The 18,915-nt window shown below is 63.7% G+C and carries 13 protein-coding genes and 3 rRNA genes; 8 read left to right on the top strand and 8 right to left on the bottom strand.

Going from position 1 to position 18,915, the window contains the following annotated elements; genetic code table 11:
- Nucleotides 1-15: 15 nt before the first annotated feature.
- The 6 genes from PWF70_RS06100 (at nucleotide 16) to rrf (ending at nucleotide 9,000) form a co-directional block, all read left to right on the top strand.
- Nucleotides 16-1,338 carry a citrate synthase gene (locus tag PWF70_RS06100; RefSeq protein ID WP_006361229.1) on the top strand — a complete coding sequence of 441 codons (1,323 nt, stop codon included), beginning with the start codon at nucleotides 16-18 and terminating at the stop codon, nucleotides 1,336-1,338.
- Between the two features lie 73 nt (nucleotides 1,339-1,411).
- Entirely contained in the window at nucleotides 1,412-1,780 is a 369-nt protein-coding gene (locus tag PWF70_RS06105; protein ID WP_005198205.1) for an FKBP-type peptidyl-prolyl cis-trans isomerase, read from the top strand.
- Nucleotides 1,781-1,794: 14 nt separating this feature from the next.
- Nucleotides 1,795-3,081 carry a cryptochrome/photolyase family protein gene (locus PWF70_RS06110; RefSeq protein WP_035750968.1) on the top strand — a complete coding sequence of 429 codons (1,287 nt, stop codon included), beginning with the start codon at nucleotides 1,795-1,797 and terminating at the stop codon, nucleotides 3,079-3,081.
- A 567-nt stretch (nucleotides 3,082-3,648) separates the two neighbouring features.
- Nucleotides 3,649-5,169 (top strand): 16S ribosomal RNA (locus PWF70_RS06115).
- Nucleotides 5,170-5,640: 471 nt separating this feature from the next.
- Nucleotides 5,641-8,772 (top strand): 23S ribosomal RNA (locus PWF70_RS06120).
- Between the two features lie 111 nt (nucleotides 8,773-8,883).
- A 5S ribosomal RNA gene (gene rrf / locus PWF70_RS06125) occupies nucleotides 8,884-9,000 on the top strand.
- Together the 16S, 23S and 5S rRNA genes form the textbook arrangement of a ribosomal RNA operon.
- Nucleotides 9,001-9,207: 207 nt before the next feature.
- On the opposite strand, the gene PWF70_RS06130 is transcribed toward rrf, so the two are convergent.
- From PWF70_RS06130 to PWF70_RS06150, 5 genes are all read right to left on the bottom strand, one after another.
- Nucleotides 9,208-10,437 (bottom strand): ABC transporter permease, encoded by a 1,230-nt coding sequence (locus PWF70_RS06130; protein WP_035754856.1) that lies wholly within the window; start codon nucleotides 10,435-10,437, stop codon nucleotides 9,208-9,210.
- Nucleotides 10,434-11,330 carry an ABC transporter ATP-binding protein gene (locus PWF70_RS06135; RefSeq protein ID WP_035754854.1) on the bottom strand — a complete coding sequence of 299 codons (897 nt, stop codon included), beginning with the start codon at nucleotides 11,328-11,330 and terminating at the stop codon, nucleotides 10,434-10,436. The genes PWF70_RS06130 and PWF70_RS06135 overlap by 4 nt, the downstream gene beginning before the upstream one ends.
- Complete coding sequence (locus tag PWF70_RS06140) at nucleotides 11,327-11,947, bottom strand: hypothetical protein (protein WP_035754851.1); 621 nt, start codon at nucleotides 11,945-11,947, stop codon at nucleotides 11,327-11,329. Before PWF70_RS06140 ends, PWF70_RS06135 begins: the two co-directional genes overlap by 4 nt.
- Nucleotides 11,944-12,258 carry a helix-turn-helix transcriptional regulator gene (locus PWF70_RS06145; RefSeq protein WP_006359706.1) on the bottom strand — a complete coding sequence of 105 codons (315 nt, stop codon included), beginning with the start codon at nucleotides 12,256-12,258 and terminating at the stop codon, nucleotides 11,944-11,946. Before PWF70_RS06145 ends, PWF70_RS06140 begins: the two co-directional genes overlap by 4 nt.
- A 79-nt stretch (nucleotides 12,259-12,337) precedes the next feature.
- On the bottom strand, nucleotides 12,338-13,474 hold the full coding sequence (locus tag PWF70_RS06150; protein WP_006359707.1) for an NAD(P)-binding domain-containing protein: 1,137 nt from the start codon (nucleotides 13,472-13,474) through the stop codon (nucleotides 12,338-12,340).
- A gap of 54 nt (nucleotides 13,475-13,528) precedes the next feature.
- Here PWF70_RS06150 and PWF70_RS06155 point away from each other — a divergent pair, with 54 nt between their 5' ends.
- Entirely contained in the window at nucleotides 13,529-14,260 is a 732-nt protein-coding gene (locus PWF70_RS06155) for an enoyl-CoA hydratase (protein ID WP_006359708.1), read from the top strand.
- 121 nt (nucleotides 14,261-14,381) lie between these two features.
- On the top strand, nucleotides 14,382-15,491 hold the full coding sequence (locus PWF70_RS06160; protein ID WP_042376602.1) for an XdhC family protein: 1,110 nt from the start codon (nucleotides 14,382-14,384) through the stop codon (nucleotides 15,489-15,491).
- A 2-nt stretch (nucleotides 15,492-15,493) separates the two neighbouring features.
- Here PWF70_RS06160 and PWF70_RS06165 read toward each other — a convergent pair whose 3' ends face one another.
- The 3 genes from PWF70_RS06165 to PWF70_RS06175 are packed head-to-tail and all read right to left on the bottom strand — an operon-like array spanning nucleotide 15,494 to nucleotide 18,748.
- Complete coding sequence (locus tag PWF70_RS06165) at nucleotides 15,494-16,825, bottom strand: D-arabinono-1,4-lactone oxidase (RefSeq protein WP_042376604.1); 1,332 nt, start codon at nucleotides 16,823-16,825, stop codon at nucleotides 15,494-15,496.
- On the bottom strand, nucleotides 16,813-18,039 hold the full coding sequence (locus PWF70_RS06170) for an alanine racemase (protein ID WP_006359711.1): 1,227 nt from the start codon (nucleotides 18,037-18,039) through the stop codon (nucleotides 16,813-16,815). The genes PWF70_RS06165 and PWF70_RS06170 overlap by 13 nt, the downstream gene beginning before the upstream one ends.
- 49 nt (nucleotides 18,040-18,088) lie before the next feature.
- On the bottom strand, nucleotides 18,089-18,748 hold the full coding sequence (locus PWF70_RS06175; protein ID WP_230461911.1) for a TetR/AcrR family transcriptional regulator: 660 nt from the start codon (nucleotides 18,746-18,748) through the stop codon (nucleotides 18,089-18,091).
- Nucleotides 18,749-18,915 lie beyond the last annotated feature (167 nt).

Genomic DNA, 18,915 nt, shown 5'->3' on the forward strand with positions numbered 1-18,915 from the left:
GAATAAGGGGTTCGTGTGTCTGCTGAAACAGTCCCAGCCGACCAGGCGTCCGACACGGCCTCAGCGACCTTCACCTACCCCGGTGGACAGCTGGAGCTCCCGATCCTGAAGGCCACCGAGGGCACCGACTCGGTCGCACTCGGCAAGCTCCTTGCCGAGACAAATCTGACCACCTTCGACGGTGGTTTCGTGAACACCGCGTCGACCAAGTCGGCCATCACCTACATCGACGGCGACGCCGGCATCCTGCGGTACCGCGGTATCCCGATCGACCAGCTCGCGGAGAAGTCGACCTTCATCGAGGTGAGCTACCTGCTCATCTACGGCGAGCTCCCGACCCCGTCGCAGCTCGAGGATTTCACCACCAAGATCCAGCGGCACACCCTGCTGCACGAGGATCTCAAGCGCTTCTTCGACGGCTTCCCCCGTAACGCGCACCCGATGCCGGTGCTGTCGAGTGCGGTCAACGCCCTCTCGGCGTACTACCAGGACTCGCTCGATCCCAAGGACGACGAGCAGGTCGAGCTGTCGACGATCCGGCTCCTGGCGAAGCTGCCGACCATCGCCGCCTACGCCTACAAGAAGTCGGCCGGCCAGCCGTTCCTGTACCCGGACAACTCGCTGAGCCTCGTCGAGAACTTCCTGCGCATGACCTTCGGCTTCCCGGCCGAGCCCTACGAGGTCAACCCGGATGTCGCGAAGGCCCTCGACATGCTGTTCATCCTGCATGCCGATCACGAGCAGAACTGTTCGACCTCGACGGTCCGGCTCGTCGGCTCGTCGCAGGCCAACCTGTTCACCTCGATCTCCGGTGGCATCAACGCCCTCTGGGGTCCGCTGCACGGTGGCGCCAACCAGGCGGTGCTCGAGATGCTCGACGCCATCCGCGCCGACGGTGGCGACACCAAGGACTTCATGAAGCGGGTGAAGAACAAGGAAGCCGGCGTCAAGCTGATGGGCTTCGGTCACCGCGTCTACAAGAATTACGATCCGCGCGCCGCGATCGTGAAGAAGACCGCCGACTCGATCCTCCAGACCCTCGGTGTCGAGGACGAGCTGCTCGACATCGCGAAGGGCCTCGAAGAGGTCGCGCTGTCCGACGACTACTTCATCGAGCGCAAGCTGTACCCGAACGTGGACTTCTACACGGGTGTCATCTACCGTGCGATGGGCTTCCCGACGCGGATGTTCACCGTCCTGTTTGCGCTTGGCCGCCTGCCGGGCTGGATCGCCCACTGGCGTGAGATGCACGAGGACCCGACCACCAAGATCGGCCGTCCGCGTCAGCTCTACACCGGCTATACCGAGCGCGACTACGTGCAGATGGGCGATCGCTGAGCGAACGCCCCGCCGGGTCGGGCCGCCGACCACCCGGAACCCCGACTGACCGCCCGACTCAAAGGAGAGTCCTGTGACCAGCACTGAGAAGCCCGAAGTCGAGTTCCAGGCGGGTCCTCCGCCGGCCGATCTCACCATCACCGACCTGATCGTCGGCGACGGCGCAGAGGCCGTCCGCGGGGGCGTGGTCGACGTCCACTACGTGGGTGTCGACTACGAGACCGGCGAAGAGTTCGACTCTTCGTGGGACCGCGGCCAGTCGGCCAACTTCCCGCTGGACCGGCTGATCCCGGGCTGGCAGGAGGGCATCCCCGGAATGAAGGTCGGCGGCCGTCGCCAGCTGACCGTTCCGCCGGAGCTGGCCTACGGACCGGCCGGCGCGGGGCACCGCCTCTCGGGACGGACCCTCGTGTTCGTCATCGATCTGCTCGGAGTGGGCTGACGTCCACCAACCTGGTGTGGCTCAGACGCGACCTGCGTCTGAGCGACCTACCAGCACTAGCCACAGCCAGAGGGACCGACGATTCGTCGGTCCTTCTGTGCTTTGTGGTGGATCCTCGGCTCGAGAGATCATCGGGCGAGAGACGACTCGCGTTCCTCTTCGATTCGCTCCGCGAGCTCGACGCCAAGCTCGACGGGAAGTTGCTCATCGTGCGGGGCCGCCCCGACGAGGAGATCCCGCGTCTGGCGAAAGCCGTGGACGCCGAGGCCGTCCACATCTCCGGGGACTTCACCCCCTTCGGCCGACGCCGCGACGAGGCCGTCGCCGAGGCGCTCGGCGACGTCCCACTGGAGGCCACCGGCTCGCCGTATCTGGTCTCACCGGGTCGGATCACCAAGGACGACGGCGAACCGTACAAGGTGTTCACCCCGTACTTCCGCCGGTGGCGTGAACACGGCTGGCGTCAACCAGCCGATTCCTCGATCCCGGGTTCTGCAGTCCTCGACCCGTCGGGGGTGAAGAAGTCCGGCCGGATCAAGACCCCGAAGGCGCCGACGACGCTGTCCTTCCCCGCCGGCGAGGACGCCGCCCTGGCCCGATGGGCAGAATTCGTCGACGACGATCTCGCCGATTACGACACCGGCCGCAACGACCCGGCTGCCGACGTGACCAGTCGGATGTCGGCGTACCTGAAGTACGGCAACATCCACCCGCGCACGCTCGCCGCCGACCTCGGCCGCTCTGCCGGCGGTCAGGCCTACCTTCGCGAGCTGGCGTTCCGCGACTTCTACGCCGATGTCCTCTTCCACTGGCCACACAGCCTGTGGCACAACTGGAATCGGCAGTTCGACGACATCGAGCTGGACACCGACGACGAGGCCTACGAACGCTTCGAGGCGTGGAAGGCCGGACGCACCGGCTTTCCTCTCGTCGACGCCGGTATGCGGCAGTTGGCTGAGACGGGCTGGATGCACAACCGGGTCCGCATGGTCACCGCGTCGTTCCTCGTGAAGGACCTCCACCTGCCGTGGTGGTGGGGTGCGGAATGGTTCCTCGAACAGCTCGTCGACGGCGACATGGCGTCGAACAACCACGGGTGGCAGTGGGCGGCCGGCACCGGAACCGACGCGGCGCCGTACTTCCGGGTGTTCAACCCGGAAGCGCAGGCCAAGAAGTTCGACCCCGAGGGGGAGTACGTCCGGCGTTGGGTAGGGGATGTCGACGCCGACGACTACCCGGAACCGATCGTCGACCACAAAGCCGAACGTGAGGAAGCACTGCGACGGTTCGGCCAGATCTGACCGCACAGAGAAGCCTCTGACCAGCCGATTTGTGTTGAGGGTAAACTGTGCGTAACTTATGTCGAGTCAGCGAGCCACGGCGCCGCCCCGGAGGACCTGAGAGGGTCTGACTGGTGGGGAGTGGAGACCGGGTTTTTCGTTGGCCGCCCCTGATCTTCTGGTTTGAGACTTGGTGTCTCGGGCTGGGTGTGTGGGGTTGCTGGACTGTCCTGGTGCGCGGATCTTCGGATTTTGCGGGCGGGGTTTGGGTCTGGTAGGCTGGAAGAGTTGCCCCGGAGACGGGGTGGCGGTGGAAAGTCAGAACGAAGTCTGCTGGTGAAAGCCCTTGTGGGGGTGAGTGGCTGGTGGGTGTGTGTTCTTTGAGAACTCGATAGTGTGATGATGAATTGTCTGATGCCATTTTGGCATCGTGCATTCTTTATGGATGTAGATGTTTGTTTTTTTGTGTGGCGCTCGGCTTTGTCTGGGTGTCACATGTTTTGCTAGTTTTGGATTGGTCAGGTTTTGCTTTCCTGATTGTGTTGAAACGCTGGCGCCTTGTGGGTGTTGGTTTTGTTTCGCTATTTTTTCATGGAGAGTTTGATCCTGGCTCAGGACGAACGCTGGCGGCGTGCTTAACACATGCAAGTCGAACGGAAAGGCCCAGCTTGCTGGGTACTCGAGTGGCGAACGGGTGAGTAACACGTGGGTGATCTGCCCTGAACTTTGGGATAAGCCTGGGAAACTGGGTCTAATACCGGATATGACCTTGGAGTGCATGCTCTGGGGTGGAAAGCTTTTGCGGTTCAGGATGGGCCCGCGGCCTATCAGCTTGTTGGTGGGGTAATGGCCTACCAAGGCGACGACGGGTAGCCGACCTGAGAGGGTGATCGGCCACACTGGGACTGAGACACGGCCCAGACTCCTACGGGAGGCAGCAGTGGGGAATATTGCACAATGGGCGCAAGCCTGATGCAGCGACGCCGCGTGAGGGATGACGGCCTTCGGGTTGTAAACCTCTTTCACCAGGGACGAAGCGCAAGTGACGGTACCTGGAGAAGAAGCACCGGCCAACTACGTGCCAGCAGCCGCGGTAATACGTAGGGTGCGAGCGTTGTCCGGAATTACTGGGCGTAAAGAGCCGTAGGCGGTTTGTCGCGTCGTCTGTGAAATTCTGCAACTCAATTGTAGGCGTGCAGGCGATACGGGCAGACTTGAGTACTACAGGGGAGACTGGAATTCCTGGTGTAGCGGTGAAATGCGCAGATATCAGGAGGAACACCGGTGGCGAAGGCGGGTCTCTGGGTAGTAACTGACGCTGAGGAGCGAAAGCGTGGGTAGCGAACAGGATTAGATACCCTGGTAGTCCGCGCCGTAAACGGTGGGTACTAGGTGTGGGGCTCATTTCACGAGTTCCGTGCCGTAGCTAACGCATTAAGTACCCCGCCTGGGGAGTACGGCCGCAAGGCTAAAACTCAAAGGAATTGACGGGGGCCGCACAAGCGGCGGAGCATGTGGATTAATTCGATGCAACGCGAAGAACCTTACCTGGGTTTGACATACACCAGACGCATGTAGAGATACATGTTCCCTTGTGGTTGGTGTACAGGTGGTGCATGGCTGTCGTCAGCTCGTGTCGTGAGATGTTGGGTTAAGTCCCGCAACGAGCGCAACCCTTGTCCTGTATTGCCAGCGGGTTATGCCGGGGACTTGCAGGAGACTGCCGGGGTCAACTCGGAGGAAGGTGGGGATGACGTCAAGTCATCATGCCCCTTATGTCCAGGGCTTCACACATGCTACAATGGCTGGTACAGAGGGCTGCGATACCGTGAGGTGGAGCGAATCCCTTAAAGCCAGTCTCAGTTCGGATTGGGGTCTGCAACTCGACCCCATGAAGTCGGAGTCGCTAGTAATCGCAGATCAGCAACGCTGCGGTGAATACGTTCCCGGGCCTTGTACACACCGCCCGTCACGTCATGAAAGTCGGTAACACCCGAAGCCGGTGGCCTAACCCCTTGTGGGAGGGAGCTGTCGAAGGTGGGATCGGCGATTGGGACGAAGTCGTAACAAGGTAGCCGTACCGGAAGGTGCGGCTGGATCACCTCCTTTCTAAGGAGCACACAACATCACCCATTTCTGCCGGCGTATGTCTGTGCGGTGGGTGTGTGTTCGAGGGTGAAACATCAGACAGCCCTGTTCGATGTTCTGTCACAGGACGGAATGTTGGGGGTACCGCTTTGGCTGTGAGGCCGGTGGGTTCACGTCACACTATCGGGGTTCTGAGAGAACACGCGGCATGCCTTCGGGTGTGTGTCGGGTTGTCTCTGACCTAGCTGTTCGGTCAATCATGCTGGTGAGGTGTCCTGTGATGGGGCGCGGAGGTGTGGGCGGTCAGACGGTGTGTGTTGTTTGAGAAGTGCATAGTGGATGCGAGCATCTTTATTTCAAATCAACGTTGACGTTGGTCTGTGATTTAGCAGAAATTTGTTTGTTTTGTGATGTCTACATTCGATCCTCGTGACGCGGTTGGGTCATCTTCGGGTGGTCTGGTTGTGGTGTGGGGGTGGTTTGTAGGTGTTGTTGTAAGTGTGTAAGGGCGTTCGGTGGATGCCTTGGTACCAGGAGCCGATGAAGGACGTGGTAGGCCGCGATAGTCCTCGGGGAGTTGTCAAACGAGCTGTGATCCGAGGGTGTCCGAATGGGGAAACCCAGCACGAGTGATGTCGTGTTACCCACCTCTGAATGTATAGGGGGTGTGGAGGGAACGTGGGGAAGTGAAACATCTCAGTACCCATAGGAAGAGAAAACAAAAGTGATTCCGTGAGTAGTGGCGAGCGAAAGCGGATGAGGCTAAACCATGCGCATGTGATACCGGGTAGGGGTTGTGTGTGTGGTGTTGTGGGGTTCATCTTCTTCCATCTACCTGTGGAAGCGTGAGTCGGAAAATCGTGTGTTAGGTGAAGTGGCCTGGAATGGTCTGCCGTAGACGGTGAGAGTCCGGTAGCTGAAAACACATGGTCTTGCGTGATGGGTGCCCAAGTAGCAGCGGGCTCGTGGAATCTGCTGTGAATCTGCCGGGACCACCCGGTAAGCCTGAATACTTCCTGGTGACCGATAGCGGACAAGTACCGTGAGGGAAAGGTGAAAAGTACCCCGGGAGGGGAGTGAAATAGTACCTGAAACCGGACGCTTACAATCCGTCAAAGCCTGTGCCTCTTCGGAGGGTGGGTGATGGCGTGCCTTTTGAAGAATGAGCCTGCGAGTTAGTGCTCGGTGGCGAGGTTAACCCGTGTGGGGTAGCCGTAGCGAAAGCGAGTCTGAATAGGGCGTTTGAGTCGCCGGGTCTAGACCCGAAGCGGAGTGATCTACCCATGGCCAGGGTGAAGCGACGGTAAGACGTCGTGGAGGCCCGAACCCACTTCAGTTGAAAATGGAGGGGATGAGTTGTGGGTAGGGGTGAAAGGCCAATCAAACTCCGTGATAGCTGGTTCTCCCCGAAATGCATTTAGGTGCAGCGTCACATGTTTCTTACCGGAGGTAGAGCTACTGGATGGCCGATGGGCCCCACAGGGTTACTGACGTCAGCCAAACTCCGAATGCCGGTAAGTGAGAGTGTGGCAGTGAGACTGCGGGCGATAAGGTTCGTAGTCGAGAGGGAAACAGCCCAGATCGCCGGCTAAGGCCCCTAAGCGTGTACTAAGTGGAAAAGGATGTGGGGTCGCGAAGACAACCAGGAGGTTGGCTTAGAAGCAGCCACCCTTGAAAGAGTGCGTAATAGCTCACTGGTCAAGTGATCCTGCGCCGACAATGTAGCGGGGCTCAAGTACACCGCCGAAGCCGCGGCACTCACACGTTAGCCCGTTGATGTTCTACGGAGTGTCAACCAGGTGTGTGGGTGGGTAGGGGAGCGTCCTGCATCCGTGGAAGCCACAGAGTGATCTAGTGGTGGAGGGTGTGGGAGTGAGAATGCAGGCATGAGTAGCGAAAGAAGAGTGAGAAACTCTTCCGCCGAATGACCAAGGGTTCCTGGGCCAGGCTAATCCGCCCAGGGTGAGTCGGGACCTAAGGCGAGGCCGACAGGCGTAGTCGATGGACAACGGGTTGATATTCCCGTACCCGTGTATCCGCGCCCATGCTGAATCAGTTGTACTAACCATCCAGATCCCCCAGGAGCACCTTCGGGTGCCGGGTGGGGTGATGCATGGGACCTTGGCTGGTAGTAGGCAAGCGATGGGGTGACGCAGGAAGGTAGTGGGGCCAGTCAGTGGTTGTACTGGTGTAAGCCTGTAGGGCGTGTTCTAGGCAAATCCGGAACACATATAGCCTGAGAGGTGATGCGTAGCCGTTGCGGCGAATTCCATGATCCTATGCTGCCGAGAAAAGCCTCTAGTGAGTTGGTACACGGCCCGTACCCCAAACCAACACAGGTGGTCAGGTAGAGAATACTAAGGCGATCGAGAGAACTGTGGTTAAGGAACTCGGCAAAATGCCCCCGTAACTTCGGGAGAAGGGGACCCAGACCGGTGACGAGATTTACTCTCTGAGCGGGTGTGGGTCGCAGAGACCAGAGAGAAGCGACTGTTTACTAAAAACACAGGTCCGTGCGAAGTCGTAAGACGATGTATACGGACTGACGCCTGCCCGGTGCTGGAAGGTTAAGAGGACCGGTTAGTCACCTTTGGGTGGCGAAGCTGAGAATTTAAGCCCCAGTAAACGGCGGTGGTAACTATAACCATCCTAAGGTAGCGAAATTCCTTGTCGGGTAAGTTCCGACCTGCACGAATGGCGTAACGACTTCTCTGCTGTCTCAACCACAGACTCGGCGAAATTGCAGTACGAGTAAAGATGCTCGTTACGCGCGGCAGGACGAAAAGACCCCGGGACCTTCACTATAACTTGGTATTGGTGTTCGGTTCGGTTTGTGTAGGATAGGTGGGAGACTGTGAAGTGGGCACGCCAGTGTTCATGGAGTCGTTGTTGAAATACCACTCTGATCGTATTGGACTTCTAACCTCGGACCCTGATCGGGTTCAGGGACAGTGCCTGGTGGGTAGTTTAACTGGGGCGGTTGCCTCCTAAAAAGTAACGGAGGCGCCCAAAGGTTCCCTCAGCCTGGTTGGCAATCAGGTGTTGAGTGTAAGTGCACAAGGGAGCTTGACTGTGAGACGTACATGTCGAGCAGGGACGAAAGTCGGGACTAGTGATCCGGCACCGGCAAGTGGAAGCGGTGTCGCTCAACGGATAAAAGGTACCCCGGGGATAACAGGCTGATCTTCCCCAAGAGTCCATATCGACGGGATGGTTTGGCACCTCGATGTCGGCTCGTCGCATCCTGGGGCTGGAGTAGGTCCCAAGGGTTGGGCTGTTCGCCCATTAAAGCGGCACGCGAGCTGGGTTTAGAACGTCGTGAGACAGTTCGGTCTCTATCCGCCGCGCGCGTAAGAAACTTGAGGAAACCTGTCCCTAGTACGAGAGGACCGGGACGGACGAACCTCTGGTGTGCCAGTTGTCCCGCCAGGGGCACTGCTGGTTAGCTACGTTCGGAAGGGATAACCGCTGAAAGCATCTAAGCGGGAAGCCTGTTCCAAGATGAGGTTTCTCACCCCTTTTGCGGGGTTAAGGCCCCTACAGACCATGGGGTTGATAGGCCAGAACTGTACGCACAGCAATGTGTTCAGGTGACTGGTACTAATCGGCCGAGGACTTACCAACAACACCCACAACATCACCAAACAACAGGTTTTGGTGTGTTCGCATCCACTATGCATCTTCTGAGACAACACACAACAAACAAACAAACCGTTGTGGATTGTTTCATAAAGTTACGGCGGCCATAGCGGAGGGGAAACGCCCGGCCCCATTCCGAACCCGGAAGCTAAGCCCTCCAGCGCCAATGGTACTGCACCTTAATCAGTGTGGGAGAGTAGGACACCGCCGAACACAACATCCCATTGTGGCCCTACACGAGTAATCGTGTAGGGCCACAATGCATTTCCGGGGCTGTCGCTGATAGAGGAAACCCACCGGTTTTCCGTACTTCCACCCCCTGACCGGGTGGTGGATCTACGGAAAAAGGGTGGGTGTGCGGCCGGCTCGGCCCACAGACATCTGTCGTCTCTCCGTCCGCTGCCTCTACGAAATCCCTTGTCAGCGAGCCAGCTTGAGCACCTCGCCCCAGCCCAGGCGGGAACCGGTACGGAGGATCGAGCGCTGATAGATACGTGCCGCGAGCCAGGTGGCGAGCGCGCAGACCGCAACCATGATCAGGAACGTGAGCACGATCTGGAGGGTGTTGGTGTCGCCGCTGGCGATCCGCATCGGCATCAGTGCCGCGCTGAACGGCGGAATCCAGCTGAGGGTCTTGATCAGCGTCGAATCGAGTGCCTGCACTCCGAAGATGCCGGCGTACATGACCGCCATGGCCAGAACAGTCAACGGGAACGACGCCGAGCTCAGTTCCTCCTGGCGCGACACGATCGCGCCGGTCGCGGCGTAGAGAGAGGCGAAGAAGAGGAAGCCGAGCACGAACCACGCAATGACGGCCGCGAACATCCCGACCGCTGCTCCGGGCAACGTGAGGATTCCGGTGGCGGTACCGGCGATCAGCGCCGTCGCACCGAGCAGCACGACCTGTGTGAGGGCGACCGCACCGATACCGATGATCTTGCCCCACAGCAGGTGCAGCGGCTTGATCGTCGCCAGCAGCAGTTCGACGACCCGCGAGGTCTTCTCCTCGACGACGCCGACGGCCACCATCGTGCCGCCCATCATGATCGCGGTGATCAACAGGATGACTCCGACGAGGGCGATGACAAGCCGCTCTCCCTCATCCGGGCGGGCAGGTTCGAGCTGCGTCACCGAGATGGCCATCGCGGGGAGGGACGCCGCGTCGACTCCGCGGGCAGCGAGTGCGTCGGTGAGGCCGGCCTGGGAGACGGCGGTCCGCATGGGGGCCTCGACAGCCGGGTCGGCGCCGTCCTTGGTCAGGATCACGTAGGACCCGGGGTTCTCACCCGGCACGAGTGCCGCCGCGACATCGCCGTCGGCGACCTTGGCGCGTGCCTGCTCGACGGTGTCCACGGTTTCGGTCGCGATGGACGTGCCGGCGGAGTCGCCGAGTTCGACGATCGACTCGCTGATCGCCGCCGGTTGTCCGACGACGGCGACCTTCTCGACGTCCTCGCCACCGGCGAGCAGGTTGATGACGATGGCGCCGACGATGATCACGACCATCAGGAGCACGGTGCTGACGACGAAGGACCGGGTCTTGGCTCGAGTGGTGATCTCGCGTTCGGCGACGAGCCGGATGGCCTGCGCAGCCGAGGCCTTGGGGGACGGGCTCGGTGTGGTGGTGGGGATGTCGTGCAGTGTGGTCATGCCGAAACGACCTCTCGGAACATGTCGGTGAGGGACGGGGTGGACGTCGTGAAGCGGTGGACCGGACCGTGATCGAGTGCCGCAGCCAGGATCTGCTGGTCGTCGACCACATCCGGGTCGACGAGGAGTCGTATGGTCTCGCCGTAGGCGGCCTCGCGGACGCCGGGCAGGGCGTCGGCCCACGCGACGTCGGCACGCGGTCCGGTGACCTCGAGGGTGATGCCGTCGCGGGAACGCAGTGCGTCGACCGTGCCCAGGGCACGCATTTCGCCGCGGGTGACGATGCCGACGCGGTCGCACAGTCGTTGCACGAGATCGAGCTGATGCGAGGAGAAGATCACCGGGATACCCTCGGCGGCCTTCTCCTTGAGTACGTCACTCATCACGTCGACGGCCACCGGGTCGAGCCCGGAGAACGGCTCGTCGAGCACCAGCACCTCGGGATCATGGACCAGCGCGGCCGCGAGCTGGACGCGCTGCTGGTTGCCGAGGCTGAGGTCGGCGACGTTGTCGTCGTACCGACTGCCGACGCCGAGGCGATCGGTCCAGCGCCGCACCGATTCCTCGGCCTCCGCGGTGTCCATGCCGTGGAGTTTCGCGAGGAAGGTGAGTTGTTCGCCGACCTTCATCTTCGGGTAGAGGCCGCGTTCCTCGGGCATGTAGCCGATACGACGACGCAGGTCGAGATCGATGGGTCGGTTGCCGAGCCGGACCTCGCCGGCGTCGGCGGAGAGGACTCCGAGAATGATGCGCATGGTGGTCGACTTGCCGGCGCCGTTGCTGCCGACGAAGCCGAAGATCTCTCCCGGGTCGACGTGAAAGGTCATGTCGCGCAATGCGACCAGATCCCCGTAGCGCTTGTTCAGGCCGTCCACGATGAGTGGTGCGTTCATGAGTCACGTCCCTTTCCGCCCGTGGCGGTGTCGGAGGGTGTCTGTCGGGGCTCGACCAGGTCTTCCGGGTCGGGATCGGCCATCCACCAGGCGATCAGCATGGTGGGCACGCAGATCGCGGTGAGGACCAGGGAGATCAGCAGGATGGCGCTCCCGTAGACCCACTGGCCGGGTACCTCGTCGCGCATGCTGATCGCGACGAGGACGAAGTACGGGATGAACATCACCGCGTAGAGCACGAAGAAGCCGAATGACCGCGCCGAATTACGTTGGGCCAGCTGGATCTCGTCGAGCGCCGACACCGGTGCGTCGGCGATGGAGCCGGTGACGATGCGCAGTGCGGTCTGGATGGTGATGACCGAGACCAACCCGATGCCGAACGGCAGCAGGAACCATCCCGACGAGTGGAAGGCCAGGTAGGAGCTGGCGATGATCAACGCCAGTGCGCAGAGCAGCGTGATGACCAGCCGCCGGTATGCGCGCTGGTTACGCCACGTGGTCAGGCGGTGGGCGTGCTTGGCGTTGAACTCCTCGTGCCGGCGCCCACGCCAGTTCTCGTAACGGCGCCAGATCGCGGGTTTGGCCTCCTCCGGGAACGCCGAGTTCGGGTCGTTCATCGATCACCTCCGGTGTCGTTGGTGGGTGAGCCGTTCGCGGCCGGACGCGTGTCGCGCCGGTAGAGCTCGGCGGACATGGCGCCGAACGGGGTTCGGCTGAACACGGCTTCGACGGGGAGGTCGAAGACGTCGCAGATGCGGAAGGCGAGGTCGAGGCTGGGGTAGTTGTCGCCCCGCTCGAGTGCGCCGACGGACTGGACGTTGATGCCGACTAGATTCGCGAGCTCGGCCCGCGACATCTGCCGTTCCGCACGCAGGACGCCGATGCGGTTGAAGATGGGGAGTTTTTCCCCACGGCGTATTGGACTCACCCCACCAAGTGTTAGGAAAACACAACAATCTGTCAATCCCCAATAACGGCGACGTGAGCGTCGTCGCGGCGGTGGCGGGTCAGTGAGCGGCGACTCCGAGCAGGTCAGCGGCCACTCTCGCGGCCTCGCGGCCCGCCCGGTTGGCCCCGATCGTCGATGCCGACGGCCCGTATCCGATCAGTTGAATCCGCGGATCGGCCTCGACGACCGTCGCGAGACGGCCGGTCATGGTGATGCCGCCACCCGGTGCGCGCAGCCGCAGCGGCGTCAGATGATCGAGCGAGCTGCGGAAGCCGGTGTTCCAGAAGATGACGTCGAGATCGAGGTGTTCACCGCCTTCCGGGCCGCAGTCCCAGCAGACGCCGGTCTCGGTGATGCGGGTGAACATCGGGCGCCACGACAGGATGCCGTCGCGCTGGGCGGCCGCGATCGCGGGTGTCAGGGCGAGTCCGGTCACCGAGACCACCGAGGTCGGGGGCAGCCCCGCGCGGACGCGGCGTTCGACCCGCGCCACGGCTTCGCGTCCCTGTTCGGGCGTAAACGGTTCGGTACTGAAGACCGGCTCGCGTCGAGAGCACCAGAACGTCTCGACGCCGGGCGCCTCGCGGGCGATCTCGATGAGCAACTGGATCGCCGAGATGCCGGCACCCACCACCAGGGCGCGTTTGCCGGCGAACTCCGCCGGGGTCTTGTAGTCGTGCGTGTGCAGTTGGCGGCCACGGAAATCCGCGGCGCCGGGGATGTGCGGGATGAACGGCCGGTCCCATGTGCCGGTGGCGTTGATGATGACGTTGGTGGTGAGGGTACGGCCGTCGGCCAACTCGACACGGAAACCCTCACCGTCCCGTCGAACCGCCCGCACGTGTACCGGCCGATGGACGTTGAGGCCGAACCTCTGCTCGTATCGGCCGAAGTAGTCCGGGACCGCGGTGGCGGCGGGGAGCCGGTCGCAGTCGAGTCCGAGTGCCTCGACGAGCCCCCACCCAGGCAGGTCGTGGACCCGATTGGCGGTGGCGAGGGTCAGCGTCGGCCAGCGGAACTGCCAGGCTCCGCCGGGGCCGGGCGCATGGTCGAGCATCTGATAGCGCTCCCCGAGGCCGAAGCGGTGCAGGAAGTAGGCCGACGACAGTGCTGCCTGCCCGCCGCCGATTATCAGGACGTCCGAGTGGCCCTCGACGTCGATCGGCGTGGCGCTGCTCGGCGTGGTGTTCGGCACGTCACCACCCTGTCACGAGTCGGCTCGACAGTGTCATCGGTAGGCTTGGCCCCCATGATTCACTCCACCACCGACGGCGCCGTCGTCACCATCGAGCTCGACCGTGTCGACAAGCGCAACGCCCTCAACGAGGAGATGCTCAGCGGGCTGGCCGACGCCTTCGGCGCCGCGGTCGATGCCGGTGCGCGGGCCATCGTGGTGACCGGACGTGGTCCGGTGTTCAGTGCGGGTGCCGATCTGTCCGGGCCGGTCTACGACCCCGGCTTCCTCGACAAGCTGGTCTCGACGCTGCATCGCATCGAGCAGACGCCGGTGCCGGTCATCGCGGCTCTCAACGGTTCCGCGATCGGCGGTGGACTCCAGCTGGCCATGGCCGCCGACCTCCGCGTGATGGCGCCCGACGCGATCGCTGCCATCCCGGCCGCCAAAATCGGTGTCGCCGTGGATGAGTGGACCATCCGCCGGCTCGTGTCGCTCGTCGGTGCCGGCCAGGCGCGCGGCATGCTCATCGGCTGCGACCCGTTGAACGCCGACCGTGCCCACACTCTCGGATTCGCCAACCGCATCGGCGATCTCGCCGACGCCCAGCACTGGGCGGCCACCATCGCCGATCTCGCCCCGCTCACCCTGCAGCACTACAAGCTGGTGCTCAACGGCGACGGCGCCCGCGACACCGCACCCGAGGACCGGGTCGCCGCGATGGTCCGCGCCTGGCAGAGCGACGACATGGCCGAGGGGCGTGCCGCACGCAACGAGAAGCGGCAGCCGAAGTTCGTCGGGCACTGAGATCCCGACCGGCGAACCTCGCTTCGACGTGCCGACTTCGATCGACGTCTGCTTGTCGAGATGAGATCGGCCGGTGGTGGCGAGGTGGCCGGTCACCGGAACATCTGGTCAACTGGAGAGCATGCGCGATATCCTGCCCGACCTGCTGGCCGTCCTCGGCCGGCCGGATGCACGCCCCGTCGCGCTGTGTCGGGTCATCGCGACGTCCGGGTCGGCGCCACGCGAGGTCGGGGCGTCGATGGTCGTCACACACGACGACACCGTCATCGGCTCGGTCTCCGGTGGGTGCGTCGAGTCGGCCCTGGTCCACACCGCGCAGCAGGTGCTCGAAGACGGGCTCGCAGTCGTCGAGCAGTTCGGCATCGAGGACCCTCGTGATCCCGCGCCCGGCCTGACGTGCGGTGGTCAGATCGACGTCGCCGTCGAACGCATCGAGCCGACGCCCGAACGGCTGGGTCAGCTCCGACGCCTCGCCGACGCACTCGCGGCCGATGAACCGATCGCGGTCGCCACGACGCTGAACGCCCACCCGGACTGGTATGTCGCGACCGAGGCCTCCCGGCCGCCGTGGCGACGCCTCGACCACGACGTCGCCGACATGCTCGACACCGGCCGCACCGGCGTCATCGGCCTCGACGACTGCGAGGCCACCGATCCCGCTGCGCCGACCGAGGACCGGCCACGCACCTTCGTGCAGACCTTCGCCCCGCCGGCACGTCTGATCCTGGTGGGCGCCAACGACTTCGTGCGCGCGCTCAGTTCACTGGGGTCGACGCTCGGAATGCGTGTCACCGTTGTCGACGCCCGACCGGTGTTCGCGACCCCGGAACGATTCCCCGACGCCGACGAGGTGATCGTCGGCTGGCCCGATCGCTATCTCGCCGACCAGATCCGGGACCGGGAGGTCCGCTCGACCACGGCACTGTGCGTGATGACCCACGACACCAAGTTCGACGTGCCGACTCTCCGCACCGCCCTGCAGGCGCCGACCCTCGGTTTCATCGGTGCCCTCGGATCTCGCCGGACCGCTGACGACCGCAACCGTCGTCTTCGCGAGGAGGGCGTCGACGAGGCACAGCTCGCGCGCTTGCGGTCGCCCCTCGGGCTCGACCTCGGCGGGCACACACCGGCGGAGGTGGCGGTGGCGATCGCAGCACAGATCATCGCCGAACGTCATGGCGCACAGGCGAGCCCACTGCACGAAGGAAGCGGGCCGATCCATCGGCGCTGAGCTCAGTCCCCCAGCACCCGCCGCAGGTAGTCGTTCGCGAACACTCGAGACGGATCGAACCGATCGCGCACCGCACGGAACTCGTCGAAGCGCGGGTAGACGCTGCGCAGGTAGTCGGCGTCGCGGGTGTGCATCTTGCCCCAGTGGGGGCGTCCGCCGAAGCCGGTGAGGATCGATTCGACGTCGGCGAAGTACGCGGCGGAGTCGGCCGGGTCGTCGCGGTGGTAGCGGTGGACGGCGATGTAGCCGCTGCGGCGTCCGGTGGCGGTGGAGAGCATCAGGTCGTCGGCCGCGGCGGCGCGCACCTCGATGGGGAAGCTGACGCGGTACTCGCGGCGGTCCAGCAGGGCGCGGAGCTCGCGCAACGCCGCCGGGACGTCCTCGAGGGGGATCGCGTACTCCATCTCGCGGAAGCGTACGTCGCGGTCGGAGACGAAGATCTTGGTCGACGTGTCGGTCAGCTCGCGGGACGACAGGCTGCGGCCGGCCACCGCGTTGATGGCGGGAACGAGCCGGGGTGCGCGGACACCGACCTCGCACAGCAGCCGGAACACCTTGTTGCTCAACAGTTCGTCGTCGACGTAGCGGCGGAATCGCGACGGTCCGGTGATCGGTGCATCCGTCCCGAGCCGCGTATTGGTCTTCACGAGTGCGCAATTGGTGTGCGGGAACATGTAGAACTCGTGATGGTCGGACTCGGCGACGTGGTCGAGGAAGCCGGCGATCGCATCGTCGGCGGAGGCCGGCCCTTCGACGGCATGCAACCGGAAGTTGTCGACGCAGTCGAGCGTGATCTCGACGAGCACCCCGAGTGCGCCGAGACCCAGTGCGGCAGCGGGTAGTTCGGGGTCGGCGGGACCGATGGTGACGATCTCGCCCTTGCCGTTCACGAGGGTGACGCCGGCGATCTGCGTACTGATGCCGCCGAATGCCAGTCCGGTGCCGTGGGTTCCGGTGGAGGTCGCGCCCGCGATGGTCTGCCGGTCGACGTCACCGAGGTTGGCCATCGCCAGACCCCTCGGTGCCAGTAGCGCGGGGATCTCGTGCAGGTGGGTGCCCGCGTGCAGCGTCACCCGGTGGCCGTCGGCGCCGGCCAGACCGCGCAGGCCGGACAGTTCGAGCTGGACGTCGTCGGCGACGGCGATGGGGGAGAAGCTGTGTCCGGCACCGACGGTCTTGACCGTGCCGCCCCGCTCGGCGGTCTCCCGCACGATGTCGGCGATCGCGCCCACACTCGTCGGATGCACCACTCGTCTCGGTGTGCACGACGCGGTACCACCCCAGTTGCGCCAGCCGTGCCCGGCGGCAGTCGACGTACCGCTCACAGAAAGCATTTCCCCTCGCCTCGGTAGGTCGGCACGACCTCACTGACCACCGCGTGACCAGCGTCGTCGCGGTCGATGATCGCGACGTGCCGGGCGCGTTCGCAGACCTCGCCGGACTTGGTGTGCCGGAACCATACTCGATCGCCGATCGCGATGCCCGGCGCAGCCTTCCCGCGGAGCGGGGTCTGCACCTCGCCGGCGGCCTCGGTGCCGACGAACTCGAGTCCGCTCGGCCACACCGGTTTCGGGAGGCGATCGGGTGCTGGCGGTCCGGAGGCGATCCAGCCGCCGCCGGCGCAGGTGACGATGTCGCGGGCCGGACGCCGGACGACGTCGAGTCCGAACGACAGCGCAGGGGCCGGTCGGAACCGTGCATAACCGTCGAAGAGATGGCCACCGAAAAGTCCGCTGCCCGCGGCGATGTCGGTGATCGACCGGTCGCGGGCGGTCTCCTCGAGCGAGCCGGTGCCGCCGCCGTTGACGAACTCCAGGTCGGCGATCTGCCGCAGCTCGCCGATGATCTTCCCGCGCCGGCGGCGCAGTTCGGCCATCGACCGGCGCTGCATCATCCCGATCGCCCGGTTGACGACTGCCTTCCCCGGAACCGCGTCGGCGACACCGGCGACCTGCGCCTCGTACGACATCACGCCGACCAGGTCGAAACCGTTCCGCGCGACGATGGTCCGGGCGAGATCGAGGACGTCGCGCCGGGAATGCACCGGGGAACGCCGGACCCCGACGTGTACGCGGCCGCCGAGGAGCCGGTACGACGCGTCGAGGTCGATGGCGACCCGAATCGGTCGTCGTGATGCGGGTGGGGCGACGGCGTCGATGATGTCGAGCTGCTCGACCGAGTCGACGAGCAGGCTCACCCGGCTCGCCGCCACCTCGTCGGACACGAAGCCTGCCAGTGCTTCCCGTCGGACGCTCGGATAACCGATCAGGATGTCGGTGATCTCCGTCGTCGTCGCCAGCCAGTGCGCCTCGGCGAGGTCGTAGGCGAGTACGCCGTGGAAGCCGCGACGGGTGGCGAGATCGGTGATCACCGAACGCACCCGGAGGGATTTGCTGGCGACCCGGATGGGGACACCGGCGGAGCGGCGCAACAGATCTGCGGCATTGTGTTCGAGCGCCGCGCGGTCGAGTGCGAGGACCGGGGCATCGAGCCCTGCGTCGGTGACCGCGTCGTCGATCGACGCCCAGTACCGGTCGGGGTCGGTCACCCACAGACCGTCGACGGGGGATGTTCCGGACGAGGCGTGGGAACGAGGGTCACTCGAACGTGACATAGGTGGCGAGCTGCTCTGCGACTGCCGCGATGAGGGAGTCGACCACCTTGTCGTCGCCGGTGCTCAGGTAGATCAGGGTGATCGAGTTGGTCGCGGCGATGATGAGCGGGCCGAGTTCCTCCGTCGGCCGGGTCCAGGTCAGACCCGCGAGTTCGGCTATCTCCCGCATGCCGGACGCCGCAACCCGATAGAGCTGCTCGTACATGACCTTGCCGACTTGCTGCAGTTCCGGATGGTTGTGCGCGTAGATGCCGAGCGCGATGGTCGCCTGCATCCGGCCGGGATCGGCCTTGAGCAGGTCGACGAAGGCATGGAACTGCCGCACCATGTTCTGTTTGAGCGCGTCGATGTCTGGCTCCGGGCCGAAGTCGGCGGCAGGCATGACCGAATGCAGCATGCGCTCGATGTCGACGGGCACCGCATGATCCATCACCGCGCACAACAGCGCCGTGCGGCTCTCGAATGCGTAATGGAAACTCGCGAGGGGCATTCCGGCGTGAGCGCAGATCCGGCGGGTGGTGGCACCCTCGACTCCGTGATCGGCGATCACTCGGTACGCCGACTCGATGAGCGCGCTTCGACGCTGTTCGACGGACATCCGTGGCAAGACGGTCAACCCCTTGGCCAACATGCGCTTGCGCATGTGCAATGGACAATGTTCGCCGCAGCCTATCAGTGCCGTTGTCCGCGTTTGCACGGTTGACCGCCCGAAACGTGCCGATGTTTGTTGATGCTCACATCTCGATGGTCGCCGTGAGAGCCTTCTGGTCCGACGCCGTTGCGCTTCGCGTCGAACCTCACCCGATCGGA

Origin of the sequence: Gordonia sp. Swx-4 (genome assembly GCF_030316175.1) — a bacterium.
GTDB lineage: Bacteria > Actinomycetota > Actinomycetes > Mycobacteriales > Mycobacteriaceae > Gordonia > Gordonia alkanivorans.